Here is a 22,929-nt window from a genome sequence, read left to right on the forward strand (position 1 = left end):
AAGGAGCCATACTCACATGTCAACCGAAGTCACCCTCCCAGCACTGGGCGAATCCGTCACGGAGGGCACCATTTCCCGCTGGTTGAAGGCGGTCGGAGACATTGTCGAGGCCGACGAGCCGTTGCTCGAGGTCTCCACCGACAAGGTCGACACCGAGATTCCCAGCCCCGTTGCGGGCACCCTCCTCGAGATCCGGTTCAACGAGGATGACGTCGCCGAGGTCGGCGCCGTGCTCGCGATCGTCGGTGATGCGAGCGAGTCCGACGGTGCGGCCCCCGCACCCACACAGACCCCCGTCCCAGCCGAGGCTCCCCCCGTCCCTGCTCCCGCCCCCGCGGCACCGCCTGCGCCTGCGGCATCACCTGCACCTGCGGCACCGCCAGCCCCCACCGGACCGGCGACCGGCGTCGAAGTGACGCTCCCCGCGCTGGGCGAATCCGTCACTGAGGGCACGATCTCGCGGTGGCTCAAGGAGGTCGGCGACACCGTGGAAGCCGACGAGCCGTTGCTCGAGGTCTCCACCGACAAGGTCGACACCGAGATCCCCTCACCGTCTGCGGGCACCCTGCTTGAGATCCGGTTCAAGGAAGACGATGTCGCCGAGGTCGGCGCCGTTCTCGCCATCGTCGGCGACGCGGCTGCTGCCCCAGCCGCGACTCCTGCCCCGGCACCCACTCCTGCCCCAGCCGCGACGCCTGCCCCGGCACCCACGCCTGCCCCGGCACCCACGCCTGCCCCGGCACCCACGCCTGCCCCAGCCGCGACTCCGGCACCAGCACCGACGCCTGCCCCCACACCGGCTGCCGCTCCTGTCCACTCACCCGCGGTGGCCGACGCCGTCGCGCGCCGAGCGGCAGAGGCGTCTGGCGACGGCACCTACGTCACGCCACTTGTCCGCAAGCTTGCCAAGGAACACGGCGTCGACCTCACCAGCGTCAAGGGCACCGGTGTGGGTGGGCGCATCCGCAAGCAGGACATCCTCGACGCGGCCGCCGCAGCCAAGCAGGCCCCGGCCGCGCCCGCGGCACCGGCGGCGGCCCCGACCCAGCAGGCGGCTCCGACGAAGCCGGCGTCAACTCCCTCGGCTGCCGCCCAGGCTGTTAGAGGCACCACGGAGAAGCTGTCGCGGTTGCGCAAGACGATCGCGGCGCGCATGGTCGAATCCCTGCAGGTCTCGGCCCAACTCACGGCAACCGTCGAGGTCGACGTCACCGCTATCAGCCATCTGAGGGCGCAGGCGAAGGACGACTTCAAGCGCCGCGAGGGTGCCTCGCTGTCCTATCTGCCCTTCATCACCATGGCTGCGGTGGAGGCGCTCAAGCAGTTCCCGATCGTCAACGCCACCATCGACACCGATGCAGGCACCGTCACATATGCCGACGCTGAGAACGTCGGGATCGCCGTCGACACGGAGAGGGGCCTGCTGGTTCCCGTGATCAAGGCGGCAGGCGATCTGAACCTTGCCGGCCTGGCGAAGAAGATCGGCGACCTGGCCGCCCGGACCCGCACGAACAAGGTCGCCCCTGACGAGTTGTCCGGCGGCACGTTCACCATCACGAACTACGGTTCGGCGGGCACGCTGTTCGACACGCCGATCGTCAACCAGCCCCAGGTCGCCATCCTGGGCACTGGTGCACTCGTCAAGCGCCCCGTGGTCGTGGAAGACCGGTTCGGTGCCGAAACGATCGCGGTGCGGCACATGATGTACCTGTCGATGAGCTACGACCACCGCCTCATCGACGGCGCCCTCGCGGCCCGATTCCTGTCGGCGGTCAAGGCACGGCTGGAAGAGGGCGACTTCGCCAGCGAACTCGGCCTCTGACGGTGACGGAAACGGCCCCGGGTGCTCCGGCCCCGGGGCCGTTTCCGCGTCTCAGGACCGCGTCCGAGCCGGGGCGCCTCGCGTCAGATCTGGTTTGATGAGCCCGTGATCATCGGGATGGGCACCATCGTCAACGTGGCAACGGTGAGCGTCGGTGCACTCCTCGGCATTGTCCTGGGAAACCGGATGCCAGAACGCACCAAGGAGACGATCACCTCGGTCCTTGGCCTGTTCACCCTCGTGATCGGCGGCCTTTCGGTGGTGTCGCTCACCTCCGAGGCCCTGACCGAGGCGGTCGGATCGGCCGCCATGATCGTGGTGCTCATCTCGTTGCTGGTCGGTGCCCTGATCGGCTCTGCGCTGAGGATCGAGGATCGACTCGAGCAAGGCGCCACCTGGCTGCGCGGCCGGTTCGCTGGCACCGGGTCGGAGGCACGCTTCGTCGACGGCCTTGTCACCTCGACTCTGGTGTTCTGCGTCGGCCCGCTCGCATTCCTGGGTTCGATCTCAGACGGCCTGGGGCGCGGCGCGGAACAGTTGTATGTGAAGGCCGTCCTTGACGGGTTCGCCGCCATGGCGTTCGCATCCACTCTCGGCTGGGGCGTGCTGGCCTCCGCGGGTGCCGTCGCCGTGATCCAGGGATCACTCACCGCCGTCGGCTATTTCGCCGGGGACGTGCTCACCGCGGCCCAGGTCGACGCGCTCACCGCTGCGGGCGGTGTCATTCTTCTAGGTCTCGGCCTGCGCCTGCTCAACGTCAAGCAGATCCCCGTCGGCGACCTGCTCCCCGCGCTGTTCCTCGCCCCCGCCCTTGTCCCGCTCGCGGCCCTCTTCCAGGGGTAGCATCGGCTGGGTGCTGAGCTTCGAGTACCGCGGCCTTGGCCCGGAACCCCACTACTGCGACTACCAGGAGACGTGGGACTACCAACGGGAGGTCCACGCGGCGGTGGCCGGCGGCCTGCGGGGCGACCACGTGATCTATGTTGAGCACTCCCCCGTCTACACCGCTGGCCGACGCACCAGGGAGTCTGACTACCCGGTCGACGGCACGCCGGTCATCCCGGTCGACAGGGGCGGGGAGATCACCTACCACGGCCCCGGCCAACTGGTCGGCTACCCCATCCTCAGGCTGGCTGACGGCGTCGGGGTAGTCGACTACGTCCGCGCACTTGAGGCGGGCGTGATCTCACTCCTCGCCGGTTACGGCCTCCCATCCGGTCGCGTGGTCGGCCGGACGGGCGTCTGGCTCGGCGCGTCGGAAGGACGGCCCGAACGCAAGATCTGCGCAATCGGGGTACGGGTGGCGAGTCGAACCACGATGCACGGCTTCGCGCTCAACGTGCAGAGCTCCGCCGAACGGTTCGGCAACATCGTGCCTTGTGGCATCTCCGACGCCGGGGTGACCTCAATCGTGGAGGAGTTGCCCGGCCGCTGGGAGGTAGCCGAGGTCGCCAGGGATCTGGAACCGCACCTCATCTGTGCCCTCGCTCCGCTGCGGGCCCGGCCGGACCGAAAGGTAGACTCGACCGGGTGACAGCAGTTCAGCCCGATGGCCGACGCCTCTTGCGCGTCGAGGCGAAGAATGCCCAGACACCGATCGAACGGAAACCAACCTGGATCAAGACGACGGCCAGGATGGGTCCGAACTACCAGGACCTGCAACAGATCGTGGCTTCGGGAGATCTGCACACCGTGTGCCAGGAAGCCGGCTGTCCCAACATCTACGAATGCTGGGAAGACCGCGAATCGACCTTCCTGATCGGCGGCGACAAGTGCACCAGACGGTGCGACTTCTGCCAGATCGAATCCGCCAAGCCCGACGGCTATGACCCGGCCGAGCCGATGCGGGTCGCCGCGTCCGTCAGGCAGATGGGGCTGCGCTACGCCACGATCACCGGCGTCTGCCGGGATGACCTCGCCGACGAGGGAGCCTGGCTCTATGCCGAGACGATCCGTCAGATCCACGGCGTCAATCCCGGAGTCGGTGTCGAGATGCTCGCCCCAGACTTCTCCGGCAAGGCGGAGCTGCTTCAGCAACTCTTCGACGCCCGACCGGAGGTGTTCGCCCACAACGTGGAGACGGTACCGCGGATCTTCAAGCGCATCCGGCCCGGATTCCGCTACGAACGGAGCCTCGAGGTGCTGACCATGTCCCGGGCCGCGGGATTGGTCACCAAGTCGAACCTGATCCTCGGTATGGGCGAGACCAGGGAAGAGATCTCGCAGGCGCTCCAAGATCTCCACGAGGCCGGCACCGAACTGATCACCGTCACGCAGTACCTGCGCCCGAACGCGACGCTGCACCCCATCGACCGGTGGGTCCCACCGGAGGAGTTCGACGAGCTGGCGCAAGAGGCACGGGAGATCGGATATTCTGGAGTGCTGTCCGGCCCTCTCGTGCGTTCGTCGTACCGAGCGGGGCGCCTGTACCGCACGGCGATGGACGCCCGTAAGAAGAACCGAACCGAGAAATAAGCGAGCTATGGCAAAGTCCGAACGCGCGAAGGCCCTAGAGGCCAAGCAGAAGGCCGAGTTGCGCGCCCTCAAGGAGCGCAAGAAGAACTCGACCGATCCAGCCGACTGGGGCCGCTGGCGCCAGGTCATCGAGACCTACAAGGTCACCTCGAAGTACGACAAGGCACTGCCGTGGCTGATGGCCGGATCGTTCGTGGTTCCTACCGCGGTGGTCCTGACACTCGGCCTGGTCTTCGGTGGCACCGGCGCCTTCCAGATCGTGATGTGGGTGGTCCTCGCCCTGTCGTTCGGCTTCCTCGCCGCCATGGCGGTCTTCGCCTGGCGTGCCCGCAGCGCGATGTACAAGCGTTTCGAGGGGCAGGCAGGTTCAGGCGAGGTCGCCCTGCAGATGCTGTCGAAGAAGTGGACCTCCGACCCGGTCATCGCCGTCACGAAGAACATGGATGTGGTTCACCGGACCATCGGACCCAACGGCCTGATCCTGATCGGCGAGGGTGAGCCCGGTCGGCTGCGCCCGTTGCTGGCCAGCGAGAAGCGCAAGCACGAGCAGGTCGCCTACGGCGTATCGGTCATCGTCATCCAGATGGGCGACAAGGAGGGCCAAGTCCCCCTCGACAAGCTGACGTCGCACATCAAGAAGCTGCCCAAGTCGCTGACCGACGACAAGATCACCGAGGTCAAGCAGCGCCTCCGTGCGCTCGACGCGATGCGTCCGAAGGCCCCGATTCCGAAGGGTCCGGTGTCGATGAAGGGCGCCCGCTCCGCCATGCGCGGCCGCTGATCCGTGGCGAACCTGGTCAACCTGGAGTCTGTCACACACGGCTTCGGCACCCGGATCCTGCTCGACGGTGTCTCGCTGGGGCTCGGCGCCGGTGACGTGATCGGTGTGGTCGGGCGCAACGGCGACGGCAAGACGACCCTGCTGCGGATCCTCACCGGTGATCTGACCCCCGACCTGGGGCGCGTCACGATCGCCAACAACGCCTCGATCGGTGTCCTCACGCAGGCCACCGTCGGCGACGATTCACTCACCGTCCGCGACTGGATCGTCGCAGGCGAACCCGACCATGTGTGGGCGGCGGAGGCCGGCAGCCGCGGTCTCGTCGAGGCTCTACTTCCCGGGATCGACCTCGAACGTCGGCTCGACACCCTCTCCGGAGGCGAGAGGCGACGGGTTGGGCTGGTGGCGGTGCTACTCGGCCACCACGACCTGATCGTGCTCGACGAGCCGACCAACCATCTCGATGTCGAAGCGATCGCGTTCCTCGCCGACTTCCTTCAGGATCGGATCCGCGCAGGGCTGGCGATGCTGGTGGTCAGCCACGACCGCTGGTTCCTGGACGCCGTCTGTAACCGGATCTGGGAGGTACATGACGGGATCGTGGACGCCTATGAGGGCGGCTACGCGGCCTACGTGCTCGCCAGGGTCGAGCGGCAACGTCAGGCGGCCTCCAACGAATCCCGGCGGAAGAACCTGGCCCGCAAGGAGCTCGCCTGGCTGCGCAGGGGCGCCCCCGCGCGCACCTCCAAGCCGAAGTTCCGCATCGAGGCCGCCAACGTGCTGATCGCCGACGAGCCCGAACCTCGGGACAGGCTCGCTCTTCAGCAGTTCTCGGTCACCAGGCTCGGCAAGGACGTTTTCGACCTGACCGATGTCACCTACCGGGTGGCGGGGCGCACGCTGCTCGACCGGCTCACCTGGTCCATCGGGCCAGGCGAGCGCATCGGCCTCGTCGGGGTCAACGGAGCGGGCAAGACCTCGCTGCTCGACCTGCTCGCTGGGCTCCGGCCGCCAAGCGGAGGAAAGATCAAGCGTGGCAAGACGTTGCGCCTCGGCTACCTGTCACAGACGGTCGGCGAGTTGGACGACGAGGACCGCGTCCTCGCCTCGGTCAAGCGGCTCCGGGAGGAGACGAAGCTCGCCACCGGTCGCGATGCGAGCGCATCGTCCCTGCTCGAAGAGTTCGGGTTCACCGGTGACAAGCTGGTCGCCCGGATCGGTGACCTGTCGGGCGGTGAGCGGCGCAGGCTCCAGTTCCTCCGGTTGCTGCTGAGCGAGCCCAACGTCCTGATCCTCGACGAACCGACCAACGACCTGGACATCGACACGCTCAACGTGATCGAGGACTATCTGGATGGTTGGCCGGGCACCCTGATACTGGTCAGCCACGACCGCTATTTCCTGGAACGGGTCACCGACGTCTCGTACGCCCTGATGGGCGACGGGTCCTGCGTCCTGCTTCCCGGCGGCGTCGAGGAGTACCTGGCGCGCCGACGCGAGACGGCCGACGACGTAGGACCGGCCACGCAGAGCGGCCCGGCCCCCAGGTCGGATGCCGCAAACGAGCGCCAGCGGAAGAAGGACCTGACCCGCATCGAGGGCCAACTCGACAAGGTCGAAGCGGAGATCGGGAGGTTGCACACCGCCATGGCGGCAGCCGCTTCCGACTTCGAGCGGTTGGCGAGCCTGGACAACGATCTGCGCGGGGCCGAGTCTCGGAAGGATGAGCTCGAACAGGCCTGGCTGGAGGCCGCCGACTAGAGCCCACCGGCCTGTCAGTTCCGGTCGTCGGGGTGGGTTCCCGTGCGTTGGCCGTTCTCAAGGGTGGCGATGTCGGCCATGTCCTGCACGCTCAGTTCGAAGTTGTCGACGTCAAGGTTCTCGCTGAGGCGCCGGGGATTGGTCGACTTCGGGATCAACGTGCCGCCGAGTTGCAGATGCCACCGGATGATCACCTGGGCAGGCGTTACCTCCAAACGGCTCGCGATACGCCCGATCACCGGGTCGTTGAGCAGGCGCCCCCGCCCCAGCGGGCTCCACGCCTGGGTAACGATCCCGTGGCGCGCATGGAACGCCCGCAGGTCGTGCTGCGGGAGCCAGGGGTGCGATTCGACCTGGTTGATCGCCGGCACCACGCCGGTCTCTTCGATCAGTCGTTCAAGATGGTTCCGGGCGAAGTTCGAGACCCCGATCGTGCGCACCCTGCCCTGTCCCTGCAACTCGATCAGCACCCGCCACACATCGACGTACTGATTCCTCTTCGGGCGCGGCCAGTGGATCATGTAGACATCGATCCCGGTCCCCAGCGCCTTGGTCGAAGCGTCAAACGCACGCAGCACCGCCTCGGGATCCTGGCTCTCCTCACCCCAGAACTTGGACGTGACGGTGAGCGCCGCCCGGTTCACCTGTCTCAGGGCGGCACCGACTTCGTTCTCGTTCTGGTAGAACTCGGCTCCGTCGAGCAGGCGGTAGCCGGCCTCGAATCCGGCGCGGACCACCGCCTCGGTTTCCCTCGGTGCGACCTTGTAGAGCCCGAAACCGAGTGCGGGTAGGAGGTGTCCGTCATTGAGTCTCAGATCTGCGACCATGACCCGATTCTCTCAGGTCAGGGACGACCCCGCCCAAGGAGCTGGGAGGAATCCCTCGAAAGGCGGCTCAGGAGTCTGAGGGTCCGGCGAAAACCTGAACCGGGTCGGCCCGGAACGACACCGCGACCATGAGTGCCAGCGCGACGACCAGCCAGCCGAGGCCGACGCGTTCGAACTGGGTGATCGCGACCCAGGCTAGGTAGCCACCCTGCCCAATGGCGAGAGCCACCCGCAGGCTGGCCGGCCGGTCCGGGCGCTGAACGAACCAGGCGGCAGCGCTGAGCACCAACATCACCGCCCACAAGACCAGCACCATCGCCATCTCAACTCCAATTGCCCGCTCTGCCAGAAGAAATTTGAGGGCCACCTTGCGGCGGCCCTCAAATTTCCACTCCAACCGCCTTCGACTTCGGGGGGATGGCCTCCGGCAGCGTACTCATGAGCCTGATCGGCCCAGTGAGACGACCGTTCATTCGTCTCACTATTCACCGAATCTCGCAGGGGGTCGAGATCCGATACGCATACTCTGCCCTGAGCGCGAGGGACCCACCAGGGTCCCTTCGGCCTGTTTCGCAGTACTTTGGTCCTGCCCTGAACCCTGGGGTGTCTACAATGCCCCCAACCTGCAATACTTTCCGCCATGGGGTTGAAACGGCGGTCTGTCGGGGGCGCAGCGCCTCCCGGTGAGACGCCTGCCCCCAGATCCGGCGCCCACCACGGTTGGGACCTCCTGGCCGCCTCGCCTGTGTTGTTCCTCGCCATCTACATCGCACTCATGTCCGATCCGGACACCCGTTGGCAAATCATGGCCCTCGAACTCAGCATCTGCGTCGCAGCCGCCTTGAGCACCCGATGGACGGTGGCAGGCTCGGTCGCCACCGGCGTCCTCCTCATGCTCCTCGCGCTGACAACCGACGGCCAGACCAGGATGAGCGCGTTCGCCTGTGTCGCCCCCATCATCGTGGCCGGTGGCCAGGGCCGCTGGCGGCTCACCGTCGGGCTGACCGCCTGGTACCTGACGGTGTTGGCGGTACTCGAGGCCCCGGACCTTCAGCCCCTGAACCTGATGCATGCGGCGATGACCTGGTCGCTGGTCCTGTGCATCGCAGTGGTCCTGGCCGCCGGGCTCGACCGGATCCGGACCCAGCGCATCGCGTCCGAACAGCGGCGAGAGGCCGAACTCCTAGAGCAGCGCAGGGCCATCGCCCGTGAACTCCACGACACGATCGCCCACACCGCCACGCTGACGCTACTGAGGGCCACCACCGCACGCGAGCATCTCGACGACAAGCCCCTGATGACTGCCGACCTCGACTTCATGGCTGCGGCCTGCAAACAGATGACGGTGGACCTGCGGAAGCTGCTGGCCGCCATCCGCGGCCCGGTGGACCAGCCCATCGCGGACGAGCCGCAAGTCTCCCCCAGGGCCGCGTTGGCCACCGCCAAAGTGACGCTGGAGCGGGCCGGTTTCCGGCCGGCGATCCTACCAGACGGCTCGCTCGACGATCTGCCTCCCGCAACCCGGCAGGCGCTGGTGCGCACTATCACCGAGGCCGCGGCCAACATCGCGAGGCACGGCGACCCGTCCAAACCTTGTTCGCTGCTGCTTGAGCGCACCGGTCAAGGTGTCGAGTTCGTCGCCACCAACACCGTGTGCGGGGCGAGGTTCCGTCACGGCAACGGGTTCGGCCTGTTGGGCCTTGGCGAGCGGATCCGATCCCTCGGCGGTGAACTCAACGTCTCCAACAATGCGCCGAACTGGGTCCTGCACGCGCGCATCCCCTTCGGGCAGAACACAGAAGCCGCACTGCAGTGACCACGACTCCCGAGGATCAGATCCGAGTTCTCATCGCCGACGACGATGCCATCGTCCGTGCGGCGCTGCGCGCCCACCTTTCGTCGAGCCCCGAGATCCTCGTTACCGCAGAGGCCACCACCGGGCGCGAGGCCCTTGAACTGCTCGCCTCGGGGCTGGAGGTGGACGTAGTGCTGATGGACGTGCGCATGCCCGAACAGGATGGCCTCTCGGCCTCCGCAGCCATCGGCAACCTGAGCGGCAAGGCACCTCGCGTCCTGCTCGTCACCTCTTTCGACACCGACGACATCGTGGTCGAGGCGCTGCGGGCCAGGTCGAACGGCCTGATCCTCAAGTCCTCGGGGGCGGAAGCCATGGTGGATGCCGTGCGGGCGGTCCACCGCGGCACCACGGTCTTCTCCGAGGGCCCGCTCTCGCGGCTCGCGGATGCCCAGCAGTCGCAGCCCCCGGCCGATATCCGCCTCACCCCACGCGAGCTCGACACGCTGAATCTCCTGTGCCAGGCGATGTCGAACGCCGAGATCGCCAAGGAACTCCACCTCTCGGAGTCGCGCGTCAAGGCGCACGTCTCGGCCATCATGACCAGGCTCGGCGTCGACAGCCGGCTACGCGTCGTGGTGCGCGCCTTCGAGCTGGGGCTCGTCACTTTGGACCGTCCGTAATGCAGCAGTATCAATCCCTGAAAGGTGAACCATCATGATCACTCGACTCGTCGTAGGCGCCTTGGCGCTCACCGCGTTCCTGCCCGCACCCAATCTGTCCGTGACCCCCGACGACACCGCGACCCCGTCGCTGACGCTGTGCAGGTTGCTCCCCTGGCTGCCCTCCTGCCGGATCTTCTACGAATAGGCCGACCGCCGAAGGGAACTGTCCTGACCGGAGGCTAGCTTGGGGACATGTACCGCACCCTTGCCGTCTCCGGATACCGGTCGCTGCGTGACCTGACCGTGCCACTTGGCCGTGTCACGGTCGTCACCGGCGCAAACGGCTCAGGCAAATCAAGCCTGTACCGTGCCCTACGCCTGCTGGCGGGTTGCGCCCTCGGTGACGCGATCGGATCGTTGGCAGGTGAGGGTGGTCTCGGGTCCGTGCTCTGGGCCGGGCCGGAATCCCTCAAGGGGGCCCGCCGGACGGGGCTGGTCCAGGGCACGACCCGCAGTGGCCCCATCTCGCTCAGGCTCGGGATCGGTGCCGACGGGTATTCCTATCTTGTTGATCTCGGGCTACCCGTCCCCAGCGCTTCCGCATTCAGCCGCGATCCGGAGATCAAACGCGAAGCCCTCTGGGCCGGTCCTGTCATGCGCAGCGGCACGCTCATCGCCCGACGCCGTCGGTCGCTGGTGGAGGTCCGTGACGGCGATGGCCCACTGGAGGGGTTGCCTTTCAGCCTCGGCCCCCACCAGTCGATGCTGTCAGACGTCCCGGAGGCGAGGGCGCTGCGCGACGAACTCTCCGCCTGGCGTTTCTACGACGCCCTACGAACAGATGCGGCAGCACCCGCCCGCCAGCCCCGCGTGGGTACCCGTACCGGGGCCATGGCAGGCGACGGTGCGGACGTCGCCGCCGCCCTGCAGACGATCATCGAACGGGGAAGCGAGCCCATCGACCGGCACGTCGACGACGCGTTCCCAGGCAGTCGGCTCTACATCACAACAACTGCTGGGCTGTTCGACGTCGCCCTCGAACAACCCGGCATGCTGCGCCCTCTGCTGGGCGCCGAACTCTCGGACGGCACGCTGCGGTACCTGATGTGGTTGGCGGCCCTGCTGGCCCCGACGCGACCGCCGCTGATGGCCGTCAACGAACCGGAGAACAGCCTTCACCCGTCACTCCTCGCCCCCCTCGGCAGGCTGATCGCATCCTCGGTGCGCGACACTCAGGTCGTCGTGGTCACGCACTCGCAGCCACTGGTCGACGCTGTCGCCGACGCCCTCCCAGCAGAGGACTTCCAACTCGTGGAGTTGGAGAAGGACACGGGTGAGACCATCGTCGCCGGGCAGGGGCTCCTGTCAAAGCCTGTCTGGGAATGGGGGCGACGTTGAACGCGACTCAGCGCCGTCGGCTCACCACGACGGTTCCCAACAGGAGGTCGTCGAGGGCACGACGTTCGGTGCCCAACACCAGGGCAGGGAGCACGAGGCACTTCAACGCGGTCCGGACGATCGGGCGCCACCAGCCGAGCGGCTCACCGTCCAACCGGATGATGCCGATGCGGGCGATCAGCTGGCCAAACGATCCGCCGGTGAGGATGGTGAGGATGCTGGCTTCCACGAAGAACACCGCGAGGATCATGAACGACTTCCAGCCCGAGCCCGTCAACACTTCCATGCCGAACAGCGCAATGGCAACGATCATGCTGGCCGCCCAGTCGCCGATGAGTGCACCGACCCGTGCCCTCCAAGGCGCGAGCGACCCGGGCCCGGAAACGGGCAGCCCGATGCTCTGCCCTGGGTACGGCTCAGCCTCTGTCGTCACAACCGGCAGCGTAGCAGGAGGCTCTGTTTCCAGATCTTCTCGCCTTGTAACGTGGCTGAAACGAACACGCAACTGCGGGGCAACGCCCCCCGCATAGCGTGAACTCCCAAGAACACTCCACTTACGAAGGGTCACCCCATGTTCAAAGGCGCAGAAGATCTCCTGGCCTACATCGCATCAGAGGGCATCGAGACCGTCGACGTCCGCTTCTGTGATCTTCCCGGCGTGATGCAGCACTTCACCGTCCCTGCTTCGTCGTTCGGGATGGAGGTGTTCGAGGACGGCCTGGGATTCGACGGGTCGTCGATCACGGGATTCCAGAAGATCCACGAGTCGGACATGTCGTTGCTGCCCGACCCGACCACCGCCTACGTCGATCCGTTTCGGAAGTCGAAGACCCTAAACGTCAACTTCTTCGTGCACGATCCACTGACGAAGGAGCCCTACTCGCGTGATCCGCGCAACATCGCCCGCAAGGCAATGGCGTTCCTGGAGTCGACCGGCATCGGCGACACCGCCTTCTTCGCCCCTGAGGCCGAGTTCTACGTCTTCGACGACATCCGCTTCGACACGTCGGCGAACGCCTCGTACTACCACATCGACTCCGAGGCCGGAGCGTGGAACTCGGGCCGGGTCGAGGACGGCGGCAACCGCGGCTACAAGGTCAAGTACAAGGGCGGCTACTTCCCCGTCGCACCCGTCGACCACTTCGGAGATCTCCGCGACGACATCGTCCGCCACATGGAAAACGCCGGCCTCGAGGTCGAGCGGGCGCACCACGAGGTCGGCACCGCGGGCCAGGCCGAGATCAACTGGCGCTTCGACACGCTACTCAAGGCCGCCGACGACGTGATGAAGTTCAAGTACCTCGTCAAGAACACCGCATGGGAGGCCGGCAAGACCGCGACCTTCATGCCGAAGCCCATCTTCGGCGACAACGGTTCGGGCATGCACTGCCACCAGTCGATCTGGAACGACGGCGTGCCGCTGTTCTACGACGAGAACGGCTACGCCGGGCTCTCCGACATGGCCCGTTACTACATCGGCGGCCTGCTGAAGCACGCCCCCGCGTTGCTGGCGTTCACCAATCCCTCGGTGAACTCCTTCCACCGGCTCGTGCCTGGCTTCGAGGCACCGGTCAACCTGGTGTACTCGCAGCGCAACCGCTCGGCCTGCATCCGCATCCCGATCACCGGCTCGAACCCGAAGGCCAAGCGCATCGAGTTCCGCTGCCCCGACCCGTCGTCGAACCCGTACCTCGCGTTCGCCGCGATGTTGCTGGCTGGCATCGACGGGATCCAGAACCGGATCGAGCCGATGGCCCCGATCGACAAGGATCTCTACGAGCTGCCCCCGGATGAGCACGCCGAGGTCCCGACGGTGCCGGGCAACCTGGGTGCCGTGCTCGACGCCCTCGAGGCCGACCACGAGTTCCTGCTCGTCGGCGACGTGTTCACGCCCGATCTGATCGAGACCTGGATCGAGCTCAAGCGAGACGAGATCCAGGCCATCGCGATGCGACCGCACCCGCACGAGTTCGAGCTCTACTACGCCATCTGACCGACGTCGCAACCCTGAAAGGGCCCTTGACCTGCATGTTTGCAGTGTCGGGGGCCCTTTCGCAGCGCTGTCGGCTTCAAGTGGTCCCCCATCGAGCTGCTGCACTTGAACCTGTCGCTGACAGATGCCCGGAAACCCCAAGATGGCTGACCATGCCGACTCACTCGTCGAGTTCGTCGCGCCCTACCGCTCCGGGTCGTCGTCCAGTGGGCCGTCCTTGGGGCTGTGAGTGCGGTAGCAGCGGCGCCCGACCCGCTCCGCGAAAGCATCGAGTGCATCGATGACGTCCTGGGCGATCCAGACGCGGTTGCGCCTGTTGCCGTTCGTGCGCTGCAAGATCTCCGCCTCTTCCAGTTGCTCCACCGATCGTTGAGCAGCAGACAGGGCGACCCCCGTCGTGGATTCGACGTAAGCGACGTTGACGGCGGGCTGGTTCAGCAAGTGCGGTAGGACCCGCCGTGCCGCGGAGCCTCGACGTGCAATCAGCCTCTCGTTCCACCTCTCGAAGATGTTCTCCAGGTCGTCCACCAGGACACGCCCGTTTCCGATCGCACGGAACGAGGCGTTGATGAACTGATGGACTATGGTCTCGGTGTATCCCTCGCGGTAGTCGGTGAGCGCCTGGAAGTAGCCCGAGGTGTCGGTCAGCAAGCCCGCCGAGACTGGGACGGTCAGCCTCCGGGTGACCCCGGATTGACGCAGCATCGCGTGGACTAGGGTCCGCCCGACGCGACCATTGCCGTCATTGAACGGGTGGATCGTCTCGAACTGCGCATGAGCGAGGGCGGCCTGGACCAGGACAGGCAGGTCGACGCGATGCACAAACCTGATCAGGTCATCGAGAGCCGCTGGGACTCTCGTGTGGTGAGGTGGTACGAACGATGCCGTGTGCGGGCTCAGCGCGTTGCTGCCGATCCACACCTGCTGGTCGCGCAACTGTCCAGGGGATGCGTACACGTGGCGGTCCAACAGTGCTTGATGCGCGGCGAGGAGCGTGTCGACGCTGATGTCGCCGGCTAACGCGATGGCCCGTTGCATGGCGTTGACGTTTGCCGTCACCAGTTGGGCATTCGGACCGGCCTTCGCCTCGATGGCTGCCAGCGCGAGCTCACGCGCACCGGCGGTCACGCCTTCAATCTCCGAAGACGACGCCGACTCCGTCCGCAACAGCACCGACGCCAGAGGCGCCAGCTCCGTTGCCGCGTCTTCACCCTCACGAGCAGCTCGACGCTCCGCGATAGCCGTGACCTCGGCATCGAAGCGGGTGATCTCCCGCACCACGTCCTCGGCCTCGGCCTGGAGTCCTGCGTCTACCTGTAGCGTGCAGTCAGCGATGGCCACCGGAACGGCCGCCTCGTACGGTCCACGAGCCGAGAGTTGCTTGCGACGCGAGGCAGCGTGTTCCGGTTCGCGGTGCCAGGGATGTGCCTCCCAGCCGACCACGAACTCGGGATGCAGTCCGCCTCGTTCTTGGTTCACACCGGCACGCTACACCACTTTAGCGAAATAAAGTGGTGTAAGGCTCTGGCGACAACAAGGATAGCCATCAGCCAGCCGACTCACGGACAACCCTGATCGCGTGACCCTGGCCCTCTCAAGACCGGCACTGGATGTCCATATCCAGATGTCGGCGGTGTCAGATCGCCCGATCCGATGCACCCAGCCGTGGCATGGTTCTGGCCAGGCTCCTAGACTGCCTCCATGGTTCACGGGATGGTGGTCGAAGACGGCGGAGCGACACTCAAGGAGTATGACGAGGCATTCCTCGGCGACGGCGGGGTCGTGGTCGACGTCGTCTACTCCGACCTCAACTACAAGGACGCGCTCGCCGTCACCGGGCGACCCGGTGTGGTGCGCACCACTCCCCTGATCGCCGGCATCGACCTCGTCGGCACCGTCGCCGAGACGGACGATCCACGCTGGAGCCCAGGCGACTGGATCGTGCTGAACGGCGCGGGCCTGTCGGAGACGAAGCACGGCGGCTACACCACCCGCGCCCGGATCGACGCCAAGCTCGCGGTCGCCATCCCCGACGGGCTCTCCCCCGAATCCGTAGCGGCGCTGGGCACCGCCGGTTACACCGCCGCGCTGTCCGTCCTGCGGATCGTCAGCGAGGGGGTCTCGCCCGGAGACGGCCCGGTGCTCGTGACGGGCGCCACCGGCGGGGTCGGCTCGATCGCCACCATGCTCCTGGCGACCGCCGGGTTCGAGGTCGCTGCCTCGACCGGCAGGGTCGACCGGTTCGGCGACTACCTGTCCAGCCTCGGTGCGACCCAGATCGTGGCCCGCGAGGAGCTTGAGGGTCGCGGCAAGCCGCTCCAGAAGGCCCAGTACGCGGGAGTGGTCGACTCCGTGGGCGGCGAGGTCCTGGCCAACGCCATCGCACGCACGCTTCCCAACGGCACCGTCACGGCCTGCGGGCTGGCCGGGTCGGCGGCGCTGCCAGCCACCGTCATGCCCTTCATCCTGCGGGGGGTCACCCTGGCAGGCATCGACTCGGTATGGGCCTCGCTTGAGGACCGCGCCGACGCGTGGCGGCTGCTCTCAAAGGGCATCGACCCCCAGCAACTCGACCTGATGACCTCCCGCATCCCGCTCGAAGGTGTGATCGCCGCCGGCGAGCAACTCCTGACCGGCGGCCTGCACGGCCGGACCTTGGTCGAGATCTCCTGACCGTCAGCTTGTCGGCCTGAGCTTTCGTACGCCAACCCGTCCGACGCTCTCCACCGCCTGACGCGCGGATCGGCCAGCCCGGCTAAGCTTTGCCACATGTCCCCGTCGACTCAGCGCCTGACGCGCAGGATGGCCGCAGGAGTGCTGCTCTGGCTGCTGATCCCCGCGGGCGCCCAGGTGGGAATCGCCATCTACGACGCGCTACATCCCGGCGCCGGTGCCCTCGACCCGAACTCGGCTCCCCCTTCGCTGCTGTCCGGCGTCATCGGGCTGGTGATCGGTGCGGTGGCCGCGATCGCGATCAGCCTGTGGCTCAGGCTCGGGATGATCTGGTTCGGGATCGCCCTGCTGGTGGCGGCGCTGCTCGGCCTCGTCGCGTTGCTACTGCCGAGTGTCGTCGTGATCTATGCGATGCTCCTGCTACCACCCATCATCGGGGCGCTGGCGCAGTGGCGCTTCGATGAACGGCGCAAGAACTGACGCTCAGACGACCCGGTAGGGGTTCTGCGGCGCCTGCTCGATCACCCCTGCCTCGGTGAGGAAATCCCCCATCCGCGCGAAGGCCTCGATATCGATGCCGACATCGACCTTCCCGTCACGCAACCACAGCTCGCTGGTTGCCTTCAGCACCGCCGCGGCAGCCTCGCGCTGCCCGGGATCGGAAAGCGCGGGCACCTGCTTGGCGGTCGCGTCGAGGGCCGCCTCGGGGTCGTCGATGACGGCCTGCTCGGCCTCCGCCATCCCATCAGCAAGGGCACGCAGGGTGGCATCCGCCACCGTATCGCCCTTGGTGATCAGGCTCGGCCCGACGAGACGCGGTTCATTGTCGTCCATCACCGGGATGGCCAGCGGGCTGCCTCCCCGCGAGGCGAGCTGCACCAGTTCGTTGTTCCGGAATCCGGCGATGAAGTCGACCTTCTCGGTCTCAAGTGCGCTGATAGCGGTGTAGCCGATGTCGACCAACTCGACATCGTCGACGGTGAGGCCCGCCTGGTGGATCGCGCACAACGCCGCGAAGTAGCTTGAACCGTAGTGGCCGGGGATGCCGAGGCTGTGGCCTGCCAGGACCTCCAGCGGGTTGGACGGCAGCGCGACGGTGCCGTCGAGGCCGAGGATCTGGACGGGGTAGGTCTGGTAACTGGTCGCGAAGCTGCGGATGTCCTGCCCGCCCGCCGCCGCGACCATGGCCTCATCCGCCGAGGCGAACACCACCGCCTCGTCACCACGAAGCAGCGCACCGAACACATCCTCCTGCTCCCCGTGGTGCCGGATGGTCACGTCGACGCCGTGGTCCTTGAAGATGCCGCGGTCCACGCCGAGGTAGAAGGCGCTGAACTGGACATTCGGGATGTAGGTGAGCCCGACGGTCAGCTGGCCGCCCGTGGCCGCCGGGTCGGCGCGGCCGCAGGCCCCGAGGCCAAGCGCCGAGCCTGCGACGAGGCTTCCGAGCAGGAACGATCTTCTGGCAATCATGAGGCTTCTCCTTGGAGACGGTTGTTGGCTGCCCTTTCGAGCAGCGTGATCAGGCCGTAGAGGGACATCGCAGCCAGCGAGATCCATGCCACGACGGCGAAGACGCCCGCGGTGTCGGCGGCGTCACGGGAAAGGGTCAACAGGGTTCCGAGGCCGGAGCCGCCCATCACGAACTCGCCGACCACCGCGCCCGTCATCGAGAGCACCACGCCGCCGCGGACGCCGGCGAGGATCGCGGGGGCCGCCATCGGGAACTCGATGTGGATGAGCCGCTGCCAGCCGCTGGCGCCGTCGAGCATGGCATTCTCGACCACCCGCATGTCCAGTGCCCGGAGGCCGACGACCGTCGTGGTGACCATCGGGAAGAACGCGACGATGGCGCACAGAACCGCGATCGGGAGGGTGCCGTAACCGATCCAGAGCACCAGCAGGGGCGCGATCGCGACCAGTGGAATGGTTTGCGAGATGGCGACGAACGGCTCGATGATGGCGGCCAGCAGGCGCGAATGAGCCACCACCACGCTGAGCGGGATGGCGACCACGATGGCGATTCCGGCGCCGAAGAGCGCGGCGAGCAGCGTCGGCGTCAGGTAACGGAAGGCGATCCCGAGCCGCACCTGATCGGCCATCCGGCCGAGCACCTGTCCCGGGCTCGGCAACAGATAGTCGTCGATCCACCCGGTGGCGGTGACTGCCCACCACATGAGCATGAGAGCCACGAACACCAACGTCGCCGGAACCCACCGGCCCGGCAGTTGACGGGTGCGGGCGGGGTAGGCCGACCAGAGCCCAAGATGGGCGATGGGGTGACGCTGACCCATGGAACCTGTCCCCGCTTCCGACTCTGGTTCCGGGGTAGCCGACGGCACGGCCGCAAGAATCGGCGCGCACAAATGGCGCACCACGGCCGTGGCGCGTGCTCCTCCCATCCAGACTCTGAGGAACCACTGATCGATATCGATCAGTAGCTCCCTGACTGTCGGTCTCGGAATTTCACCGGGTCAGCCCTTTGGCCCTGCTGGGCCTCGGGGGTCGCGGACTGTCACCGCCGGTTCGGAATTACACCGACCCCGGAACACGTTTCTGCGGTCACCCTAGCACGCCGCCCCCGGCCTCCCCCAGTATGGTCGGGACGTGCATCTCGATCATCGCCACACGCTGGCAGCCTGCTACGTCGGCTATGTGACCCAGGCGATAGTGAACAACCTCGGCCCGCTGCTGTTCATCATCTGGCACACAAGCTTCGGGGTCTCCTTCTCGGCGCTGGGCGGCATCGTAGCCGTCAACTTCGGTCTCCAATTGGTGGTCGATCTCGTCTCACCGAAGGTGATCGACAAGGTCGGCTACCGGGTCTCGATGGTGGTGGCGCACCTTGCCGCGGCCCTCGGGCTCGTCGCCATGGGGATCCTGCCTTTTGCCCTCTCCAACCCACTCACCGGCCTGATCCTGGCCATGTGCATCTGCGCGTTCGGCGGTGGCTTACTGGAGGTGCTGGTCAGCCCGGTGGTGGAGGCCTGCCCGACAGAGAACAAGGCCTTCCACATGAGCCTGCTGCATTCGTTCTACTGCTGGGGCCACGTCGCCGTCGTCGGGCTGAGCACCGTCGGGTTCCTACTGCTCGGAGAGGGTCGTTGGCCATGGCTCTGCTTCGCCTGGGCCCTGGTTCCGGCACTCAACGCCGTCCTGCTGTGGCGTGTGCCCTACTACAGCCTCGTCGAGGATGGCAGGCCGATGCGCTACCTCGACCTGGCGCGACACGGCCGGTTCTGGCTGCTCGTCGGCCTCATGCTGACGGCAGGGGCATCCGAGCAGGCCATGAGCCAGTGGGCGAGCGCCTACGCGCAGGCAGGTCTGGGGCTCAGCAAGACCGCCGGAGACCTCCTCGGCCCGATGCTCTTCGCCGTCGCGATGGGCACCGCCCGGGTCACCAACGGCTCGCGGGCCACCGTCAAGAACGTCGGCTCCATCATGACCGGGACGCTGATCGCCTGCGTGGCCGCCTATGCGCTGGCGTCATTAAGCCCCTGGCCGTGGCTGGGTTTGGCGGGAATGGCGCTGGGCGGGTTCTCGGTCGGCATGCTGTGGCCGGGTACCTTCACCCTCGGCTCTGCAGCGTTCCCTCGTGGCGGCACCGCCCTGTTCGCGCTGCTTGCTCTCGGCGGCGACGCCGGCTGCGCCATCGGCCCTGCGCTGGTAGGTGCCGCCTCCGATGCCTTCGGCTCGATCCCGCAGGGCATGGCTCTCGGCATGATGTTCCCGGTGCTGATGCTGATCGGGCTGTCGGTGCTGCGCCGCAGACCGGCCTGAACGCCTGGACGCGGCAGCGGCCATCTCAGCTCCAGAACAGGTCCTCGACGACCCCCTGCGCCCGACGCAGCAGCCGCAGTGTCTCGTTCTCGAGCCGTGAGGCCTCCCCGGTCGGATACCCGAGCACCACGGCGACCGCGGCCAACTCGCGTGCATCAGAGGGCAACGTGTCGCTGGCCCTGCCCCTCACAAGCATCACGGCGTCCCGCAGCTCACTGGCCCGCCGCCACGCCCCGGCCAACCGCGAACGCTGCCCCTCCTGGATGACCCCGAGCCGCGTCAACTCCTCCAGCGCGCGCAGGGTCGAAGGGGTGCGCAGCTCAGGGAGGGCGGCAGCGTGCTGCAGCTGCAGCATCTGCACCGTCCACTCCACATCGGAGAGCCCACCCGGTCCGAGTTTCAGGTGCCGTTCCCTGTCGACCCCGCGCGGGATCCGCTCCTTCTCCATCCTGGCCTTCAGCCTGCGGATGTCGGCAACCTGCTCGGGACGAAGCCCTCCCGCCGGGTAGCGGAACCGGTCGGCGGCGCTGAGCACCTCGGCCGCCAGGCCCAGGTTCCCGGCCCCTGGCCGGGCCCGCACCAGCATCTGCGCCTCCCAGGTGGAGGCCCAGGACTCGTAGTAGACGCCGTAGGAACCGACGGTGCGCACCTGCGGCCCGCCCTTGCCCTCCGGCCGCAGATCGGTGTCGATGATCAGCGCTGGGTCGGGCCCGGGCTTGCCGATGATCTCCACCGCACGTCGCACGAGCGCGGTCGCCTTGGAGATTGCTTCCGGGTCGACACCGTCAGGGACGACGAACATGCAGTCGGCATCCGAGGAGTAGTTCATCTCCCAGCCGCCCCAGCGGCCCACCGCGATCACCCCCACCTCGGGGGCCGAGATCTCGGAGCGCGCCAGGAAGAGCCCGGCATCGATGGTGGCAGAGGCTAGGTCGCTGAGCGCGGTTCCGACCGTGCCGAGATCGGCGAGCCCGAGCACGTCGGCCAGCGCGATGCGGCACAGCTCGGTGCGTCGGAGGGAACGCACCGAGGCGATGGAACTGTCGACGCTCTCATGGCGCGACGCCGCCCGCTGCATGGCCGTGGTCAACTCGGCCGCCGAACGCGGCCGCAGCTCCTCGTTGGAAGACAGCATCCGGATCATGTCGGGAGCACGACCAAGCAGGTCGACGATGTAACGGCTCGACGAGGCGATGCGGGCAAGCCTGTGGGCCATGTTCGCGTCGTCCCGCAAGGCCCGCAGATACCAGGAAACGCTGCCGAGCGCCTCCGACAACTGGCGGAATGCGAGCAGGCCGAAGTCCGGGTTCGGCCCCTCCGCGAACCAGCCCAGCATCGCGGGCAGCAGTTGGCGTTGGATCTCGGCCGCCCGGGTGGTGCCGCGGGTCAGCGCCTGGATGTGACCGAGCGCCGAGCGTGCATCCTTGAACCCCATTGCCAGCATCCGGTCCCGGGCCGCGTCTGTGGTCAGCTTCAGGCCGTCAGTTGGAACGGCACTGACGGCCTCCAACAGGGGCGAGAAGAAGATTCTCTGCTGCAACTGCCTGACCCGCAGGGTGGAGTCGCGCCAGCCCTTGACCAAGCCGTCGGGGTCGCTCCGCACCGAGCGGGCGATCTGCCCCAATGCCGACGCGTCATCGTCGGGCAACAGGTGGCTGCGGCGCAGCCGTCGGAGCTGGACCCGGTGCTCGAGGAGCCGCTGAAAACGGTACGCCTGTTCCATCTCGGCACCATCGGCCCGGCCGATGTAGCCACACTCCACCAGTTGGTGTAGCCCGCCGAACGTACCGCGCACTCTCAGCCGCTCATCGGCGCGACCGTGTACCAGTTGGAGCAGTTGGACGGAGAACTCGGTGTCGCGCAGCCCGCCCTTGCCGAGCTTGATGTCGTGGTTCGCCTGCTTGGCGGGAATCAGCGAGATGACCCTCTCGCGCATGGCGCGGGCCTCGCGGACGAACCCAGGCCGCTCCGCGGCCTGCCACACCAGTGGCCAGACCATGTCCACGAACCCCTGACCCAGATCAGGGTCACCCGCCGCAGGCCGCGCCTTGAGCATGGCCTGGAACTCCCAGTTCCTCGCCCACTTCTCGTAGTAGACGCGGGCGCTCTCGAGCGTGCGCACCAGCGGGCCGGCCTTGCCCTCTGGGCGTAGCCCCGCATCCAGCGGGAAGATGCTGCCCTCTTGGGTGTGGGCGGAGCAGATCCGCGCCTGCGCCGCGGCGACCCTCGTGCCGATGGCCAGCGCCTGATCCAACCCGGTCCCGTCGACCGGTTCCGCGATGTAGACGACATCCACATCGGAGATGTAGTTGAGCTCCCGGGCCCCGGTCTTTCCCATCGCGAGGATCGCGATGCGCACCTGCTCGGAGCCCGCAACCTCTGCGCGGGCGTAGCAGAGGGAGACCTCGAGGATTGCGTCGGCGACATTCGAAAGTTCGGCGGCGATGTCATCGACGATGGCGACCGGATCGTCCGCGCCGAGGTCGCGGCCCGCCACCTCGATGAGGGCCACCCGGTTGGCGAGGCGCAGCGCATCGGTGTCGCCTTCGATGACACCCTCGCGCAGGCCGACCCGCCCGGCGAAGAACGCCAGCCAGCCGTCGCGGCCCCGCGGCCTCGGAGTGGCCTGCAGCACGCGGGCCTCCTCGGGGTGCCTGACGAGCGTCTGCGCCAGCACCGACGACCCGCCGAGGACCAGCAGCAGGCGTCTGAGCCATCCCGCGTCCCCGATGACCTCGTCGAAGACCGCGTCGACAGAGAGGCGCTCCAGGCAGTCAAGCGCCTGGTCACGGTCGGCCACCGACTCGAACAGGGCGAGATCCACGGGCGGCGGGCCACCGATTCGCTCCTGCCAGCGTTCCCAGATGCGCGCTGCCGAGGACGCGGACTCGAAGCCGCGTCGGGCGAACTCGGCGGTGGGCGACTGGTACCTGGTCACGAGGTCAGGCTAGCGCCCGGC

Annotated in this window: 22 protein-coding genes and 1 riboswitch; of the genes, 15 read left to right on the top strand and 7 right to left on the bottom strand. The window is 67.2% G+C overall.

All coding sequences use genetic code 11. The features are described from left to right. Window positions 1–16 precede the first annotated feature (16 nt). The 6 genes from sucB (at window position 17) to BUC15_RS01515 (ending at window position 6,839) form a co-directional block, all read left to right on the top strand. A complete protein-coding gene (gene sucB, locus BUC15_RS01490; RefSeq protein WP_073185765.1) occupies window positions 17–1,822 on the top strand; it encodes a 2-oxoglutarate dehydrogenase, E2 component, dihydrolipoamide succinyltransferase in 1,806 nt (601 codons plus the stop codon). A 105-nt stretch (window positions 1,823–1,927) separates the two neighbouring features. Next, on the top strand, window positions 1,928–2,665 hold the full coding sequence (locus BUC15_RS01495; protein ID WP_139280047.1) for a DUF554 domain-containing protein: 738 nt from the start codon (window positions 1,928–1,930) through the stop codon (window positions 2,663–2,665). Beyond that, entirely contained in the window at window positions 2,634–3,356 is a 723-nt protein-coding gene (gene lipB / locus BUC15_RS01500) for a lipoyl(octanoyl) transferase LipB (protein ID WP_084189268.1), read from the top strand. The genes BUC15_RS01495 and lipB overlap by 32 nt, the downstream gene beginning before the upstream one ends. Beyond that, complete coding sequence (lipA, locus tag BUC15_RS01505; protein ID WP_073185767.1) at window positions 3,353–4,297, top strand: lipoyl synthase; 945 nt, start codon at window positions 3,353–3,355, stop codon at window positions 4,295–4,297. The genes lipB and lipA overlap by 4 nt, the downstream gene beginning before the upstream one ends. A 7-nt stretch (window positions 4,298–4,304) precedes the next feature. Further along, entirely contained in the window at window positions 4,305–5,078 is a 774-nt protein-coding gene (locus tag BUC15_RS01510; RefSeq protein WP_073185769.1) for a DUF4191 domain-containing protein, read from the top strand. 3 nt (window positions 5,079–5,081) lie between these two features. After that, the gene (locus tag BUC15_RS01515) at window positions 5,082–6,839 is read left to right on the top strand and encodes an ABC-F family ATP-binding cassette domain-containing protein (protein ID WP_073185771.1); all 1,758 of its coding nucleotides are present in this window, start codon (window positions 5,082–5,084) and stop codon (window positions 6,837–6,839) included. A 14-nt stretch (window positions 6,840–6,853) separates the two neighbouring features. Here BUC15_RS01515 and BUC15_RS01520 read toward each other — a convergent pair whose 3' ends face one another. After that, a complete protein-coding gene (locus tag BUC15_RS01520; protein WP_073185773.1) occupies window positions 6,854–7,666 on the bottom strand; it encodes an aldo/keto reductase in 813 nt (270 codons plus the stop codon). 67 nt (window positions 7,667–7,733) lie between these two features. Then, complete coding sequence (locus BUC15_RS01525) at window positions 7,734–7,988, bottom strand: hypothetical protein (RefSeq protein WP_073185775.1); 255 nt, start codon at window positions 7,986–7,988, stop codon at window positions 7,734–7,736. Between BUC15_RS01525 and BUC15_RS21160 the strand changes: the two genes are divergently transcribed. From BUC15_RS21160 to BUC15_RS01540, 5 genes are all read left to right on the top strand, one after another. Continuing rightward, window positions 7,923–8,108 (top strand): DUF2946 family protein, encoded by a 186-nt coding sequence (locus tag BUC15_RS21160; RefSeq protein ID WP_425443323.1) that lies wholly within the window; start codon window positions 7,923–7,925, stop codon window positions 8,106–8,108. The two genes, BUC15_RS01525 and BUC15_RS21160, sit on opposite strands and share 66 nt — an antisense overlap. Before the next feature lie 198 nt (window positions 8,109–8,306). Continuing rightward, window positions 8,307–9,482 carry a sensor histidine kinase gene (locus tag BUC15_RS01530; protein ID WP_084189269.1) on the top strand — a complete coding sequence of 392 codons (1,176 nt, stop codon included), beginning with the start codon at window positions 8,307–8,309 and terminating at the stop codon, window positions 9,480–9,482. After that, window positions 9,479–10,144, top strand: a complete 666-nt coding sequence (locus BUC15_RS01535) for a response regulator (protein ID WP_073185779.1) — start codon at window positions 9,479–9,481, stop codon at window positions 10,142–10,144. The genes BUC15_RS01530 and BUC15_RS01535 overlap by 4 nt, the downstream gene beginning before the upstream one ends. A gap of 34 nt (window positions 10,145–10,178) precedes the next feature. Next, window positions 10,179–10,331, top strand: coding sequence for a hypothetical protein (locus BUC15_RS19745; protein ID WP_175558215.1), 153 nt, complete (start codon window positions 10,179–10,181; stop codon window positions 10,329–10,331). A gap of 47 nt (window positions 10,332–10,378) precedes the next feature. After that, the gene (locus BUC15_RS01540; RefSeq protein WP_073185781.1) at window positions 10,379–11,524 is read left to right on the top strand and encodes an AAA family ATPase; all 1,146 of its coding nucleotides are present in this window, start codon (window positions 10,379–10,381) and stop codon (window positions 11,522–11,524) included. Between the two features lie 7 nt (window positions 11,525–11,531). Here the strand turns inward: BUC15_RS01540 and BUC15_RS01545 are convergent, their stop codons facing one another. Next, window positions 11,532–11,957 (bottom strand): RDD family protein, encoded by a 426-nt coding sequence (locus BUC15_RS01545; protein ID WP_073185783.1) that lies wholly within the window; start codon window positions 11,955–11,957, stop codon window positions 11,532–11,534. 138 nt (window positions 11,958–12,095) lie between these two features. Here BUC15_RS01545 and glnA point away from each other — a divergent pair, with 138 nt between their 5' ends. Further along, entirely contained in the window at window positions 12,096–13,517 is a 1,422-nt protein-coding gene (gene glnA / locus BUC15_RS01550; protein ID WP_073185785.1) for a type I glutamate--ammonia ligase, read from the top strand. 183 nt (window positions 13,518–13,700) lie between these two features. Here the strand turns inward: glnA and BUC15_RS01555 are convergent, their stop codons facing one another. Next, entirely contained in the window at window positions 13,701–14,996 is a 1,296-nt protein-coding gene (locus BUC15_RS01555; protein ID WP_217652070.1) for a Fic family protein, read from the bottom strand. A gap of 222 nt (window positions 14,997–15,218) precedes the next feature. Here BUC15_RS01555 and BUC15_RS01560 point away from each other — a divergent pair, with 222 nt between their 5' ends. Next, window positions 15,219–16,190: an MDR family oxidoreductase gene (locus tag BUC15_RS01560; protein WP_073185787.1), complete on the top strand. Its 972-nt coding sequence runs from the start codon at window positions 15,219–15,221 to the stop codon at window positions 16,188–16,190. Between the two features lie 96 nt (window positions 16,191–16,286). Further along, window positions 16,287–16,670: a hypothetical protein gene (locus BUC15_RS01565; RefSeq protein WP_139280048.1), complete on the top strand. Its 384-nt coding sequence runs from the start codon at window positions 16,287–16,289 to the stop codon at window positions 16,668–16,670. A 3-nt stretch (window positions 16,671–16,673) separates the two neighbouring features. Here the strand turns inward: BUC15_RS01565 and BUC15_RS01570 are convergent, their stop codons facing one another. Together BUC15_RS01570 and BUC15_RS01575 are read right to left on the bottom strand one after the other, a co-directional pair. Continuing rightward, the gene (locus BUC15_RS01570; protein ID WP_073185791.1) at window positions 16,674–17,663 is read right to left on the bottom strand and encodes an ABC transporter substrate-binding protein; all 990 of its coding nucleotides are present in this window, start codon (window positions 17,661–17,663) and stop codon (window positions 16,674–16,676) included. Continuing rightward, window positions 17,660–18,484, bottom strand: coding sequence for an ABC transporter permease (locus BUC15_RS01575; protein ID WP_084189271.1), 825 nt, complete (start codon window positions 18,482–18,484; stop codon window positions 17,660–17,662). Before BUC15_RS01575 ends, BUC15_RS01570 begins: the two co-directional genes overlap by 4 nt. A 92-nt stretch (window positions 18,485–18,576) precedes the next feature. Next, a riboswitch (FMN riboswitch) is annotated at window positions 18,577–18,745 on the bottom strand. A gap of 52 nt (window positions 18,746–18,797) precedes the next feature. Between BUC15_RS01575 and BUC15_RS01580 the strand changes: the two genes are divergently transcribed. Beyond that, the gene (locus BUC15_RS01580) at window positions 18,798–19,970 is read left to right on the top strand and encodes an MFS transporter (protein WP_073185793.1); all 1,173 of its coding nucleotides are present in this window, start codon (window positions 18,798–18,800) and stop codon (window positions 19,968–19,970) included. Window positions 19,971–19,995: 25 nt separating this feature from the next. On the opposite strand, the gene BUC15_RS01585 is transcribed toward BUC15_RS01580, so the two are convergent. Further along, window positions 19,996–22,908 (bottom strand): bifunctional [glutamine synthetase] adenylyltransferase/[glutamine synthetase]-adenylyl-L-tyrosine phosphorylase, encoded by a 2,913-nt coding sequence (locus BUC15_RS01585; RefSeq protein ID WP_073185796.1) that lies wholly within the window; start codon window positions 22,906–22,908, stop codon window positions 19,996–19,998. Between the last annotated feature and the right edge of the window lie 21 nt (window positions 22,909–22,929).

Source organism: Tessaracoccus bendigoensis DSM 12906 (assembly GCF_900141915.1).
Lineage (GTDB): Bacteria > Actinomycetota > Actinomycetes > Propionibacteriales > Propionibacteriaceae > Arachnia > Arachnia bendigoensis.